At 63.2% G+C, this 13,338-nt stretch carries 11 protein-coding genes; 2 read left to right on the top strand and 9 right to left on the bottom strand.

Features of this window, described 5'->3' with window-relative positions:
- The first annotated feature begins 38 nt into the window (after positions 1 to 38).
- Positions 39 to 338, top strand: coding sequence for a YkvA family protein (locus DEVEQU_RS10485; protein ID WP_164550344.1), 300 nt, complete (start codon positions 39 to 41; stop codon positions 336 to 338).
- 90 nt (positions 339 to 428) lie between these two features.
- Here DEVEQU_RS10485 and pyc read toward each other — a convergent pair whose 3' ends face one another.
- The 7 genes from pyc to DEVEQU_RS10450 all read right to left on the bottom strand — a co-directional run bounded on the left by pyc (position 429) and on the right by DEVEQU_RS10450 (position 10,616).
- Positions 429 to 3,869, bottom strand: coding sequence for a pyruvate carboxylase (gene pyc / locus DEVEQU_RS10480; protein WP_126150514.1), 3,441 nt, complete (start codon positions 3,867 to 3,869; stop codon positions 429 to 431).
- 107 nt (positions 3,870 to 3,976) lie between these two features.
- The gene (locus DEVEQU_RS10475; RefSeq protein WP_126150513.1) at positions 3,977 to 4,393 is read right to left on the bottom strand and encodes a TIGR01244 family sulfur transferase; all 417 of its coding nucleotides are present in this window, start codon (positions 4,391 to 4,393) and stop codon (positions 3,977 to 3,979) included.
- A 111-nt stretch (positions 4,394 to 4,504) separates the two neighbouring features.
- Positions 4,505 to 6,004, bottom strand: a complete 1,500-nt coding sequence (locus tag DEVEQU_RS10470; RefSeq protein WP_126150512.1) for a putative bifunctional diguanylate cyclase/phosphodiesterase — start codon at positions 6,002 to 6,004, stop codon at positions 4,505 to 4,507.
- Positions 6,005 to 6,166: 162 nt separating this feature from the next.
- Entirely contained in the window at positions 6,167 to 7,219 is a 1,053-nt protein-coding gene (locus DEVEQU_RS10465) for a quaternary amine ABC transporter ATP-binding protein (protein ID WP_126150511.1), read from the bottom strand.
- Between the two features lies 1 nt (position 7,220).
- The gene (locus DEVEQU_RS10460) at positions 7,221 to 8,090 is read right to left on the bottom strand and encodes an ABC transporter permease (RefSeq protein WP_126150510.1); all 870 of its coding nucleotides are present in this window, start codon (positions 8,088 to 8,090) and stop codon (positions 7,221 to 7,223) included.
- Positions 8,091 to 8,227: 137 nt separating this feature from the next.
- A complete protein-coding gene (locus DEVEQU_RS10455) occupies positions 8,228 to 9,253 on the bottom strand; it encodes a glycine betaine ABC transporter substrate-binding protein (RefSeq protein WP_126150509.1) in 1,026 nt (341 codons plus the stop codon).
- 253 nt (positions 9,254 to 9,506) lie between these two features.
- Positions 9,507 to 10,616, bottom strand: coding sequence for a glycine betaine ABC transporter substrate-binding protein (locus DEVEQU_RS10450; protein ID WP_126150508.1), 1,110 nt, complete (start codon positions 10,614 to 10,616; stop codon positions 9,507 to 9,509).
- A gap of 224 nt (positions 10,617 to 10,840) precedes the next feature.
- Between DEVEQU_RS10450 and DEVEQU_RS10445 the strand changes: the two genes are divergently transcribed.
- On the top strand, positions 10,841 to 12,043 hold the full coding sequence (locus DEVEQU_RS10445; RefSeq protein ID WP_206437823.1) for an ABC transporter substrate-binding protein: 1,203 nt from the start codon (positions 10,841 to 10,843) through the stop codon (positions 12,041 to 12,043).
- 84 nt (positions 12,044 to 12,127) lie between these two features.
- Here the strand turns inward: DEVEQU_RS10445 and DEVEQU_RS10440 are convergent, their stop codons facing one another.
- Together DEVEQU_RS10440 and DEVEQU_RS10435 are read right to left on the bottom strand one after the other, a co-directional pair.
- The gene (locus tag DEVEQU_RS10440) at positions 12,128 to 12,790 is read right to left on the bottom strand and encodes an RES family NAD+ phosphorylase (protein WP_126150507.1); all 663 of its coding nucleotides are present in this window, start codon (positions 12,788 to 12,790) and stop codon (positions 12,128 to 12,130) included.
- Complete coding sequence (locus tag DEVEQU_RS10435) at positions 12,787 to 13,299, bottom strand: MbcA/ParS/Xre antitoxin family protein (RefSeq protein WP_126150554.1); 513 nt, start codon at positions 13,297 to 13,299, stop codon at positions 12,787 to 12,789. The genes DEVEQU_RS10440 and DEVEQU_RS10435 overlap by 4 nt, the downstream gene beginning before the upstream one ends.
- Positions 13,300 to 13,338 lie beyond the last annotated feature (39 nt).

Genomic DNA, 13,338 nt, shown 5'->3' with positions numbered 1-13,338 from the left:
GATCTTGAATGCGAGCAGCGCGGGGCCATTTATTGAGCATGATGAACAGGCTCCTTCCCCGCATTTTTCTCTTCCGCAAGGAAGTCGTGCAGCTCTGGACCGCTTTCTGGGCGCGCGAGACCCCGCTCTATCTCAAGGCGGCGACGCTGTTTGCCGCTTTCTATCTGGTCAATCCCTTCGACATCATCCCCGATGTCATTCCCCTGCTCGGCTGGGTGGACGATATCGTCCTCATCCCGCTGATGGTCAGCTGGATCGTCAGCCGCCTGCCGGTTCCGGCCCGCGCCTATGCCGGCAAGTATGGCAAGACCGTCGACGGCCATGCGCGGCGGATGTAACCGCCGCTTCTGACACCGATAAGGAAAAGGCCCGGATCGCTCCGGGCCTTTGCTTTTAGGCGCTGGCTTGTACGGCCACGGGGTTGGAAATCAATCCAACCGCACCAGCAGGTCCTTGGCGTCGATCTGGTCGCCGGGCTTGATCAGCAGTTCCGCCACGGTGCCATCGACTTCGGCATGGATGGCGGTTTCCATCTTCATGGCTTCGATCGAGCACAGCACGTCGCCGGCGGTGACCTTCTGGCCTTCCTTGACGGCGAGGGTCGAAATCACACCCGGCATGGGTGCGCCGACCTGCTTGGGGTCACCGGCAGCAGCCTTGGCGCGCACCTTGACCTCCCCGGCCTTCAAACGATCCGGCACGGTAATGGTGCGCGGCTGGCCATTGAGGTCGAAGAAGACGCGAACTTCGCCCTTCTCATTGGTCTCGGCACGACCCTGATAGGTCACGACCAGCGTCTTGCCCTTTTCGATATCGACGAGCAGCTCGTCGCCTTCTTCGAGGCCGTAGAAATAGACCGGCGTCGGCAGCACTTCGGTCGGGCCGTAGCGATCCTGGGTCTTTTCGAAATCCGAATAGACCTTTGGATACATGAGGTAGGAAGCGAGGCGGAAATCGTCGACCGGCTGGCCGACTTCCTCGGCGATCTTCTTGCGTTCCGCTTCCAGATCAATGGGCTTGAGATAGGAACCGGGACGCTCGGTGAGCGCGGTCTTGCCCTTCAAAACCTTCTTCTGCAGTTTTTCCGGGAAGCCGCCCGGGGGCTGGCCCAAGTCACCGGCAAAGAAACCGACGACCGAATCGGGGAAGGCAATGTCCTTGTCCGGATTTTCGACATCGCTTCGGGTGATCCCGGCCGAAACCATGGCCAGGGCCATGTCGCCGACCACCTTGGAAGAGGGCGTCACCTTGACGATATCGCCGAACATCTGGTTGACGTCGGCATAGGTCTGGGCGACCTCGTGCCAGCGGGTTTCTAGACCCAGCGAGCGCGCCTGTTCCTTGAGATTGGTGAACTGGCCGCCTGGCATTTCGTGCAGATAGACTTCCGAAGCGCCGCCCTTGAGATTGCTCTCGAAGGCCGCATACTGGTTGCGCACGGCTTCCCAGTAGAAAGATATCTGCCGGATCGCCTTGGCGTCGAGCTCGGGATCATGGGCATCGCCCTCGAGCGCCGCTACGAGCGAGCCAAGGGTCGGCTGGCTGGTTGTGGAGGAGAGAGCGTCCATGGCCGCGTCGACGGCGTCGACCCCGGCCGCCACCGCCGCCAGCACCGTGGCAGCGGAGGCGCCAGAGGTGTCGTGGGTGTGCAGGTGGATGGGCAGGCCGACTTCCTGCTTCAGCACCTCGACCAGCTTCTTGGCGGCAGCAGGCTTCAAGAGCCCGGCCATGTCCTTGATGCCCAGGACATGGACACCAGCGACTTCCAGTTCCTTGGCCAGGCCGACATAGTATTTGAGGTCGTACTTGCTGCGATCGGGATCGAAGAGATCGCCGGTATAGCAGATGGCGCCTTCGGCCACCTTGCCTTCGGCGGCGACCGCGTCGATGGAGACGCGCATGTTTTCGACCCAGTTGAGGCAGTCGAAGATGCGGAAGATATCGACGCCGCCCTTGGCCGCCTGCTTGACGAAGAACTGCACCACATTGTCGGGGTAATTGGTGTAGCCCACGCCATTGGAGCCGCGCAGCAGCATCTGCGTCAGGATATTCGGCGCGCCTTCGCGCACCTTGGCGAGGCGCTCCCACGGATCCTCGTTGAGGAAACGCATGGAGACGTCGAAGGTCGCCCCGCCCCAGCATTCGAGCGAGAACAGGTTGGGCAGACCGCGGCTATAGGCCTGGGCGATGCGGGTAATGTCGAAAGAACGCATGCGCGTCGCCAAGAGCGACTGATGCGCGTCGCGCATGGTGGTGTCGGTAAAAAGGACGCGGCTCTGTGCCTTCATCCAGTTGGCGAGGCCCGTCGGACCATCGCGGTCCAACACCTGGCGGCTGCCGTCGATAATCGTCAACGGCTCGAATTCCGGCACGATGGGGGCGGCAGCATCGGCAGGCGGACGCGGACGGTCGCGCACTTCGGGATGACCGTTCACGGTCACGTCGGCAATATAGGACAGCAGCTTGGTCGCCCGGTCCTTGCGCGGCTTGAAGTTGAACAGGTCCGGCGTCGTGTCGATGAAGCGCGTCGTATAGCGATTCTCGAGGAAGTCGGGATGGGTGATGATGTTTTCGAGGAAGGCGAGATTGGTCGCCACGCCACGAATACGGAATTCACGCAGGGCGCGATGCATGCGGGCAATCGCCTCGTCGGCACTCGGGGCCCAGCAGGTGACCTTTTCCAAGAGCGGATCATAATAGCGGGTGATCACCGCACCCGAATAGGCGGTGCCGCCATCGAGACGCACGCCGAAGCCGGTGGCACCACGATAGGCGGTGATGCGGCCATAGTCGGGAATGAAGTTCTGCTCGGGGTCTTCGGTGGTGACGCGGCACTGGATGGCATTGCCGTTGAGGCGGATGTTTTCCTGCAGCGGGACGCCGGATTCGGGGGTACCGATCACAGCGCCGTCGAGCAGATGGATCTGCGCCTTGACGATGTCGATCCCCGTCACCTCTTCGGTGACGGTGTGCTCGACCTGGATGCGCGGGTTCACTTCGATGAAGTAGAACTTGTCGGTGTCTGCATCCATGAGGAATTCGACGGTGCCGGCGCCGCGATAATTGGCGGCCTTTCCCAGCCGCACAGCGGCGTCGGTGAGGTCCTTGCGCACCTTGTCATCGAGATAGGGCGCGGGCGCGCGCTCGACCACCTTCTGGTTGCGGCGCTGCACCGAGCAGTCGCGCTCATAAAGATGCACGAGATTGCCGTGGTCGTCGCCGATCAGCTGCACTTCCACATGGCGGGCCCGCTCGATCAGCTTTTCGAGATACATCTCGTCCTTGCCGAAAGCAGCCTTGGCCTCGCGCTTGCCCTCGGAAACCTCGGACAGCAGCGTCTTTTCGTCCATGATGCGGCGCATGCCGCGACCGCCGCCACCCCAGGAGGCTTTGAGCATCAGCGGATAGCCGATCTCGGCCGCCAGCTTCTTGATGGTTTCCGGATCGTCGGGCAGTGCTTCGGTCGCGGGAACCACCGGCACATTGGAGGCCAGCGCCATGTTGCGGGCGGCGACCTTATTGCCGAGATCGCGCATGGTCTGGGCACGCGGGCCGATGAAGATAATGCCGGCATCCTCGCAGGCATCGACGAATTCAGGGCTTTCCGAGAGCAGGCCATAGCCGGGATGGATCGCATCGGCGCCGGAAATGCGGGCGATGCGGATATATTCGTCGATCTGCAGATAGGCTTCGACCGGGCCCTTGCCCTTGCCGATGAGATAGGCCTCGTCGGCCTTGAAGCGATGCAGCGCCAGCTTGTCTTCCTCGGCATAGGCCGCAACGGTCTTGAGACCGAGCTCGTTGGCGGCGCGGAACACGCGAATGGCGATTTCGCTGCGATTGGCGACGAGGATCTTCTTGATGGGCATAAATTTACATTCCGAGCAGGAGGGGCGAATGGCCTGAAATCAGGCCAGGCTCAGCAAGGCTCGACGAAACGGACCGACGTCCGCCTGAACGCCGAATTCCCAGATAGTCAGTTCCGGCCGAGATACCCGGCCAGATGGCTCATTTCGTAGCCGGCTTCAGCGGCCTGGGCGATGATGTCCTCGGCCGATTGCTCACCCGCCTGGCTCAAGGCCCACAGCGTGGTCGAGCGGGTGCCGGACCGGCAGAAGCACAGAACCGGACCATCGCTCCCCTCAAGCGCGGCCTTGGTCCTGGCGACGAGGTCGGGGTTGACCCCCTCGCGTCCCAGCGGAATGGCATGATAGGCAAGCCCGGCAGCCTTGGCGGCGGCCTCGATGTCAGTCCCTGCCGGTTGTTCGGGCGATTCCCCGTCCGGCCGATTATTGATGACGGCGACAAATCCCAGGGCTTTGAGCGTTGCCAGATCATCGGGCTCGATCTGCCCGGAAACACTGACGTGATCGTTGATCCGCTTCAAATCCAAAGCCTGCACTCCCTGCCGCCCATTGGCTTCCCGCGCCCGTTATAGCCAAGCGCTTGGCCATGACGCAACTGCCCGAATGCAAAGCTGTCATGAGACTGTCGTTCTACGACCTCAGGCGGCCTCAGCCGTGTGGCGACGGACCAGCGGTTCGGGACGGCCAAGCAGATAGCCTTGAAGACCGGTGCAGCCGGCCGAAGCCAGTTGCCGGCGCTGTTCCTCGGTCTCGACGCCCTCGGCAATCACATCGAGGCGCAGGCTGCGGGCAATGTCGCAGACCGCGGCCACCACCATGGCATTGACGGGATTGACGGCATAGTCGGCGACATAGGTGCGGTCGATCTTGATGATGTCGAAGACGAAGTCGCGCAGATAATGCAGGCTCGCATGCCCTGCCCCGAAATCATCGATGGCAACCCGCACGCCGATCGCCCGCAGCCGGGCAAGATTGTCCATTTCGACACTGCCCTTTGCCAGCGGCGCGTTTTCGGTGACTTCGACGATGATCAGGGCCGGGTTGGTGGCGGTGTCCTCGAGAATGGAGGTGAAGCGGGCGACGAAGTCCTGCCGCCGCAATTGCACGGGGGACACATTGACGCCCACCGGCGTGCCCAGACGGGGTTGATCGAGACAGGCCTGGCGCAAGACCCACTCACCCAACCGATCGATAAGGCTGCTCTGTTCGGCGACCGGTATGAAGCTATTGGGGGCGATCATGCCGCGCACCTGATGGCGCCAGCGCAGCAATGCTTCATGCGACACCACCTGGCCGTCACGGGCGCCGACCACTGGCTGGTAGTGCAGTTCGAGCTCGTCCATCAGCAAGGCGGCGCGCAGCTCGCGCTCGACGAAGCGCCGATGCCGCTCCTCGCCCAGCATGTCGGGATCGAAGGGCACGACGCTGCCCCGCCCCGCCTGCTTGCCCTTGTAGAGGGCCAGGTCGGCAATGGCGATCAGCTCGTTGGGATCGTCGGTATCGAGCGGTGCAAGCGCCACGCCTATCGTCGCCGAAAGCCGGGTCATCCTGCCGCCAATGCTTCGCGGCTCGTCGAGCTGGCGCAGCAGGCGCTGCCCGACGCGGCACAAAGCCGGTTTGTTGTCATGGCCGGGCACCAGGACGCCAAACTCGTCGCCGCCCAGCCGCCCGATGATGGCATCGGGCATCAGCGCGCGGATCTCGCGCACCAGCGCCACCAGGGCCGCATCGCCCGCCCCATGGCCGACGCTGTCGTTGAGGACCTTGAGATTATCCATGTCGACCTGGAGATAACCCATGGCGCCCAGCGCGCCGGCCTGGGCATGACCCGACAGCTGATCGAGGAAGTAGGAGCGGGTAAAGGCACCGGTCAGCGCATCGCGATTGGCGCGGGCCAGCGCATCGGCCATGGCGAGCGCGGTCTCCCCCAGCCGCTGGCGCATCAGACGCTGCGTGATCGCCATCATCACCAGGATCAGTCCCGAAAGGCCCACAATGCCCCAGGCCACACCATCGAGATCGGGTCGGACGATATTGCTGATCCCCAGCACCATAACGGCAATGGCCATGGCGCCCACGATTCCGCGCAGGCGGGCATAGGTGGCGTTGACTCGATCAAAAGCGGGACGAACCTTCATGACGCTACCGGCAGGAACAGATGCGCCAGCATTGACGAACAAGTCTGAAGGAATGCTAAATTGCTGATATAGAAAGATAAATATGCGATTCAGGGGAAAATTGGGGCACGACACTACCGCTTGGCCGTGACGCGTGCATGACAGCGCCGCACCCCATTTCAATCAGCCCTCATTGGCGCCCGGCGTATAGCGCGCCAGGGCCTTGATCACCCGCTTGGCAGTAACGCGGCCAATCTGGTGTCCGGTCTCGTCCACCACTCCGACCCATTGGTGCTCGGCGAAATAGGGCAACACGTCTTCGCAGCGCGCCGTTTCGGGCACGGTGAATTCGCAGGGCTCGAATTCGCCCCGCTCCATGATCGAGCGCACATGGATGGCGCGGGCCTTGTTCACCTCGCGCACGAACTCCTCGATGTGGTCATTGGCGGGCTTGAGCACGATATCCTCGGGCTTGCCCTCTTGCTGCACCGCACCATCCTTGAGCACCGCGATCCGGTCGGCGATCTTGAGTGCCTCGTCGAAATCATGGGTGATGAACAGGATGGTCTTGCCCAGCGATTTTTGCAGCTCCATCAACTGATCCTGCATGCCCGAGCGGATCAGCGGATCGAGGGCGGAGAAGGCCTCGTCCATGAGAATGATGTCGGTGTCGAGCGCCAGGGCACGGGCCAGGCCCACGCGCTGCTGCTGGCCACCCGACAATTGCCGCGGCCGGCTGTTCTCATAGCCGGAGAGCCCCACGGTCTCGATCCATTTGGCCGCGCGCTCCAACCGTTCGGCCTTGGCGACGCCCTTGACCTCGAGGCCATAGGCCACGTTGTCGATCACGGAACGATGCGGCAAGAGGCCGAATTTCTGGAACACCATCGCCACGGTGTTGCGGCGGTAAGTCCGCAATTCGGGCAGGCTCATCTTGAGCACATCGCCTCCCTCGACGAAGATTTCGCCCGCCGTGGGATCGATGAGCCGGTTGACGTGGCGGATCAGCGTCGACTTGCCGGACCCCGACAAGCCCATGACCACGAAAATCTGGCCGCGGGCGATATCGAGCGAGACATTGTCGAGCCCCACCACATGGTTGGTTTCAGCCTGCACCTCCGACTTGGACTTGCCGCTGCGCAACAGCTCCAGCGCCGCTTGCGGATTGTCACCGAAAATCTTGGTGACGCCACGCATGGAAATGGCGAGGTCGGTGGTCGTATCAATGGCGTTCATGTCAACGCGCCTCCGCCAGGCCGATCTTGGCCTGTAGCTGTTTGCCGAAAGATTGGGTGATGCGGTCGAAGATGATAGCGAGAACCACGATGCCCAGACCGGCAAACAGGCCGCGGCTGACCTCGAGCCGACCGATGCCCTGCAACACCTGGTAACCCAGGCCGCCAGCGCCGATCATCGAAGCGATCACCACCATGGCCAGCGCCATCATCGTGGTCTGGTTGACCCCGGCCAGAATGGTGGGCAGTGCCAATGGGATCTGCACGCCGAACAGGCGCTGGCTCGGCGTGGTGCCGAAGGAGCGGCTGGCCTCCATGACCGCCGGATCGACCGAGCGCAGGCCGAGATCGGTAAGGCGGACCAAAGGCGGCGCGGCATAGACGATCGTGGCCAGCAGTGCCGGGATCTTGCCGGGACCGAAAATCATCACCGTCGGGATCAGATAGACGAAGCTGGGCAGGGTTTGCATCAGGTCGAGAATGGGTGTGATGATCTGGCGCACGCGCTGCGATCGGCTCATCCACACCCCGATGGGGATCGAGGCAACGATGACGGTGAGCGTGGCTGAGATCATCAGGGCCATGGTGGCCATGGCATCGCGCCAAAGACCCATGATGCCGAGGAACAGCAGCGAGACCAGCACCAGCGCCGGCAATTTCCAGCTGCGGGTAGCCAGCCAGGCAATGCCAACCAGTATGGCCATGATCAGCCAGAATGGGGTGGCGACAAGCAGGCGCTCGATGCCGTTGAGCAGCATGAGCAGCGGATAGGCCGCCGCTTCCAGTTCGCCGCCCCAGTTGCGCACGACCCAGTTGAGGCCATCGTCGATGGCCCGGCGCAGGGGGCGCGTATCAATCAATTCAGGAAACATGTTTGTTCTCATTGCTGCAGCCGATGAGCCGATAATGTCGGCGTCATCGCCCAGGGAGGGCACGGGCTGCGTTGGGCAGGTGGAACGCAGAGCGGCCAGGTCGAAACCCGGCCGCACCGCTCATCACTGCAATGGGCTCAGCCCAGCTCTGCCAGGACCTTCTCGGCCACGGCATCGGGGACCCAGCTGGTCCACACATCCTGCTTGGTGCGCAGGAAGTTTTCCGCCGTTGCGGCAGCGTCGGCCTGGTTCTCGTCGCCATAGACCAGCAGTTCGCTGATTTCGGCATTGGTCAGGCCAACCTTGGAGAAATAGTCCGCGACATGGGGCGCCTCGTCCCGCACCCAGGCGGCAGCACCCACCACGGCGGGGCTGGATGGATAGGCGGTCACGCCGGCCGGATCCGTGCAATCGGGATCGGTGTTGCAGGCATAGACGTCAGGCTTGGTTTCACCCTGCTCGAGCTGAACCGCCGGATATTTTCCGAGAATTGCGGTCGGACCCCAATAGTAGAACAGGATGGGCTCTTCTCGGGTGAAAGCGCGCGCAATCGATGCGTCGAGCGCACCGCCCGAACCCGGCGAGAACAGGTTCCAGCTATCGGCCATGTCATAGGCCTCGTAGAGCGCGGACGTGGAGAGTTCACAGGCCCAGCCCGGCGGGCAGGAATAGAGACGGCCCTTGCTGCTGTCCTCGGGGTCGGGGAAAATGTCCGGACGCGCGATCACCGCCTCGGCGGTGGTCAATTCGGGATACTCGGCCTGCGTATACTGGGGAATGAACCAGCCCTCGACCGTACCATCGGTGATGGCGTCGGCCAACTGCACGACAGTGCCCTCTTCGACGCCCTTGGCCCAGGCGTCTTCGATAGCACTGGTCCAGAGTTCTGGCGCAACGGCAGGCGTGCCGCGGGTGAGCATGGAGGACGAGGTCGGCACGGTATCGCCAGTGACGATCTCGACGCTGCAGCCAAATCCCTTGTCCAGGATCGTCGCATGAATATGCGCCAGAGCAGCAGCGGAGGGCCAGGTCATCTCGGCAATGTCGATGGTGCGATCGGTACCGCACTGGGCGGCATCATCCTGGGCAGTGGCGGGAAGGCTGGTTGCCGCGAAAAAGGCAACAGCCATCGCGGCGGCAATGCCACCGGATTTGAAAATCATCAGGCTAACTCCTGCTGTTATGGAATGCAGCGGACCATAAACATGGCAGAATTGTGTGTCAAATTTGGCAATATTTGATCAACAACAGACAATCATGCCGCTCTTTTCTTGCATGACAGACTATTCGAACGCCGAATTAAACTGAACGCAACGCCCAGCAACTCGAGCGCCGCACTCGACATGCTGCTGCACAACTAAAAACCAAATCAAAAGAATTTCGAAAAATTCGCGGAACCTTTTTGGCCCTGCGCTTTCAGGGTGCGCTGTTGCCCACCCAGCCCTGCCAGATCGACGTCTTTTCGGCGATGAACCGATCGGCAACGCTTTCGGGTGTGGCACCGGCTTCATTGAGCTGGGCCAGCATGGCATCCATCTCCGCCAGGGGCAGGCTGGCGCGCTGGAAATAGCCGGCCACCACCGGAATATCGGCGAACACCCGCTCGGCCACCGCGATCACCACCATTTCGGTGGGGAAGGCCGAAATCTTGGGATCGGCGCAGTCCCGATCGGCAAGGCACTTGGCGGCATCGGGGTCATAGGCCCCCATGTCGAGCGCCACCACATCAACCTGCGCCAGCACGGCATTGGGTTGCCAGTAATAGAACAGAAACGGCTCGCGCCGACTGACCGCTTCGGCGATCAGCCGGTCCATCTCGAAACGGTTGGCCGGCTCGACGATCTCGACCAGGGCATCCAGCCCATGGGCCGCCAGCAGATTGCGATTGATCACCGAGCAGGCCCAATCCATCGGGCAGGAGATGAAGCGCACCTTGCCCTCTGGCTGCAGCACCGGCAGGTCCATCGTCAATCGCGCTGCGGCCGGCGCCGCGGGCAGGCCTGCAGCCGCATAGGTGGGCATGTACCAACCCTCGAAGCTGGTCTCGACATAGCTCGGGGCCGCACTGCGCACCAATTGGGCTTCGGTGGCGCCATTCCACACATCGGCAATGCGGGTCACCCACATTTCCGGAGCCATGGCCGGTTGCCCGGTCGAGCCCATGGACGAGGCCGTGGCCCCCAGATCGCCGGAGACAAAGCGCACCTGGCACTGATAGGCCTGGGTGAGGATGCGGGCGTGGATTTCAGCCAGCAGCGCCGCCGACGGCCAGCTCATCCGGGCGATGCTGAAAGGCTGGCTGCCGCAGGGGCCGGCAGGCGCCGCGCCAGCGACCGGTGCCGGGTCCGCTGCGGCAGGGAGCGCCGGCTCAACACCTGAGCTGTCGGAGGGCGGCGTCAATTGAGACTGCGGGGTCCCGCCGTCCTGGGCCTGATCGAGCACCGTGAACTGAGCATGGGCCGTGCCGAAAGGCGCCGCCGCCATGGCGATCGCGATCAAGGGCGCTGCGAGCCGGCGAACCATCATGCATAATCCCCACCAAATCCGGGCCCAGTCTATGCCGAAAGGGCACCCGTTAAGCAACCGCGACGGCTTGCCGGATTGACGCGCAAATCCCGGTGACTTTTGATCGCAGAATATGCAACAGTCTGGCCCAGCGGGGCGCTCGTCGTGCCCCCTTTAGCCGTTGCGGCGCCGTAAGAATGAGGCTGGCAAGGCCATCGGGCGCGCAACCCATCAGAGGGACGTCTATGTTGCAAATCAAGAAAACCCTGACCCTGGCGGTCGCAGCTTCCACCCTGGCCATTGCGGCTCCGGCCCTGGCCCAGGACAGCGGCGCCACGATCGGTTTCATCGGTGGCTTCACCGGCCCCATCGAATCGCTGACCCCGCCGATTTTCGCCGGTGCGGAACTGGTGGTGAAGCAGGTCAACGAACAAGGCGGCATCCTGGGCGGCGAGCTCAAGCTGCTTTCCGCCGACGGCGCCTGCGACGCGACCGCTGCCGCCGCCGCCGCTGACCGCCTGATCAACACCGACAACGTCACCGGCATTGTCGGCGCCCTGTGCACCGGCGAGACCATCGGCGCCTTTAACGGTTCGGGCCTGTCGGGCAATGTCGTGTTCATCTCGCCGGCCTCTTCGGCTCCGGCCCTGACCACGCTGGACGACAACGACCTCGTCTACCGCACCACCCCTTCGGACGCCCTGCAGGGTGTCAAGCTGGCCAACCTTCTGCTCTCCAAGGGCATCAACGATATCGCCATCACCTATGTGAACAACGACTACGGCAAGGGCTTCGCCGACGCCGTCAGCGCTGCCTTCACCGCCGGTGGCGGCACCGTGGCAGCCAACCTCGCCCATGAAGAAGGCAAGGCCGACTACCGCGCCGAGCTGGGCAATCTGGTGGCTTCGCAGAACCTGGTGATCCTGGCCTATGCCAATGCCTCCGGTAACACCATCCTGCGCCAGGCCGTGGAATCGGGCAATTTCACCACCTATGTCGGCGGTGACGGCATGGTCGGCAACGACCTGCTCAACGGCATCGACGCTGCTGCCGTCGAAGGTCTGATCGCGACCCGCGCCGGTGCGCCGAGCGGCGAGTCGGTCGACATCTACAACGGCTTTGCCAGCGATGCCTTCAAGGCCGACGCCACCTATGCTCCCCAAGCCTATGACGCTGCCTTCCTGATGGCGCTGGCCATCGAGAAGAACGGCTCGACCAGCCGCGACGGCCTGTCGGCCGCGCTGCGCGACGTCTCGTCCGCTCCCGGCGAAATCATCCGCCCTGGCGAATGGCAGAAGGCCGTCGAGCTGATCAAGGCCGGCACCGACATCAACTATGAGGGCGCCGGTGGTTCGCTTGATTTCGACGCCGCTGGCGACGTCGACGGCATCATCGTCGAGCTGGCTGTCGAAGGCGGCGCCTTCGTCGAGAAGGGCCTGATCGACTGATCTGACTCTTCCGGAGTACCCCAGTGGGTATCTCCAATGGGCATGACTGTGAAAGGTCCGGGAGCAATCCCGGGCCTTTTCCCTTCAAGCACTCAGTTGCGTGACGAATATCTGCGGACCGTCGGTGCGCACGGTGATATCGAGATGCTCGGCCTGCATGACGTTCAAAACCCGGCGGGGCCGATAAGCACAGATGCAGCTGCCATTGCGGTGGCGCAGGCTGGGATAGAGAATGCCGTCCTCGCCAATGGCCCGCAGCCCCTCGCCATAAGCCTGGCTGGGACCATAGTCGGCATTGCCCATGAGTTCGGGGCGGCTGCCATCGCGCAGATCGACATAGTCGCCCTCAAGCGTGGCGCGATAGGCGCGATAGGTACGGCGGGCCTCGGCCTTGCCGCGGGCAAAAGCCTCGCGCCGCAGATGGTGCGCCACCTCCGCAATCGCGGTTTCCAGCCGCGCCGCCGCATACCAGGCGCCCAGATCCGGCCCGGAAAAGCGGCCACCCGAAGGCGGAGCGTGCAGAAAAGCCGCCAGCACGATGGAGGCATTGGGCCGGCCATGCACCCAATCGGCCCTGGGCAGCCGGGCCAGGCGCTCGGCCACCAGCCGGTCATTGGTCCAGCCGGCCAATTCCATCACCGCCTCGAGATCTTCGGGACGGGTGACGGTTTCGAACAACGCAACGGGCGGAAATTGCGACGGGATCAGCCGGTGGCTCGGCACCGGCGCCGGAGAACGGGGCGTCACCGCCAGACAATGTCCTGGTCGCTGCTGGGCGCGAAGACGGCGTCGATGGCATTGGGCGCCATATAGAGCCCACCCCGCGCCGCATCAAGAAACCGCCGCACCAGCATCAAGCCATCGAGCGTGCCATTGGTGGCCAGGGTTAGTGGCGCCTGCCCGCCGAACACCGGCGCTTGATGCGGGCCTCTCAGCCACTCCACCCCCGCCTCTGGCGTGGCGAACAGCACGCCAAGCGCCTGATGAATGCCGAACACGGCCGAGAGGCGGGTCAAGGTATCGACGTCGAGCGTCACCTCGGCTGCGATGCGCGCCTGTTTCATCCAGTTGTGATAGGTCGAGCGCGAGGGATAGCCAAGCACCAGCCGGCGCTGCTCTTCGCTCAGCCCCCAAAGCTCAGCGATAGCGGCAAAGCTGCGCAGCGCCGGACCGCTCAGCCGCCGGCGCGTTGCAGGCTCAAAGCGCCCCGCCGGAGCGGGCAGGGCATCGGCAACCGAAAAACCAGCCTGATACATGTCACTGAACCCCTGGGCCATTCACTGTCTCCTTGACAT

This window comes from Devosia equisanguinis, from assembly GCF_900631955.1.
GTDB classification, from domain to species: Bacteria; Pseudomonadota; Alphaproteobacteria; order Rhizobiales; family Devosiaceae; genus Devosia; species Devosia equisanguinis.
The sequence above is the reverse complement of the archived record's forward strand: the minus strand, read 5'-3'. Positions and strand labels throughout refer to the sequence as shown.

Excerpts from the sequence above, each read along its gene's own strand:
- DEVEQU_RS10485 (WP_164550344.1), top strand. The coding sequence starts at position 39 with ATGATGAACAGGCTCCTTCCCCGCATTTTTCTCTTCCGCAAGGAAGTC.
- pyc (WP_126150514.1), bottom strand. The coding sequence starts at position 3,869 with ATGCCCATCAAGAAGATCCTCGTCGCCAATCGCAGCGAAATCGCCATT.
- DEVEQU_RS10470 (WP_126150512.1), bottom strand. The coding sequence starts at position 6,004 with ATGAAGGTTCGTCCCGCTTTTGATCGAGTCAACGCCACCTATGCCCGC.
- DEVEQU_RS10465 (WP_126150511.1), bottom strand. The coding sequence starts at position 7,219 with ATGAACGCCATTGATACGACCACCGACCTCGCCATTTCCATGCGTGGC.
- DEVEQU_RS10460 (WP_126150510.1), bottom strand. The coding sequence starts at position 8,090 with ATGTTTCCTGAATTGATTGATACGCGCCCCCTGCGCCGGGCCATCGAC.
- DEVEQU_RS10455 (WP_126150509.1), bottom strand. The coding sequence starts at position 9,253 with ATGATTTTCAAATCCGGTGGCATTGCCGCCGCGATGGCTGTTGCCTTT.
- DEVEQU_RS10450 (WP_126150508.1), bottom strand. The coding sequence starts at position 10,616 with ATGATGGTTCGCCGGCTCGCAGCGCCCTTGATCGCGATCGCCATGGCG.
- DEVEQU_RS10445 (WP_206437823.1), top strand. The coding sequence starts at position 10,841 with ATGTTGCAAATCAAGAAAACCCTGACCCTGGCGGTCGCAGCTTCCACC.
- DEVEQU_RS10435 (WP_126150554.1), bottom strand. The coding sequence starts at position 13,299 with ATGTATCAGGCTGGTTTTTCGGTTGCCGATGCCCTGCCCGCTCCGGCG.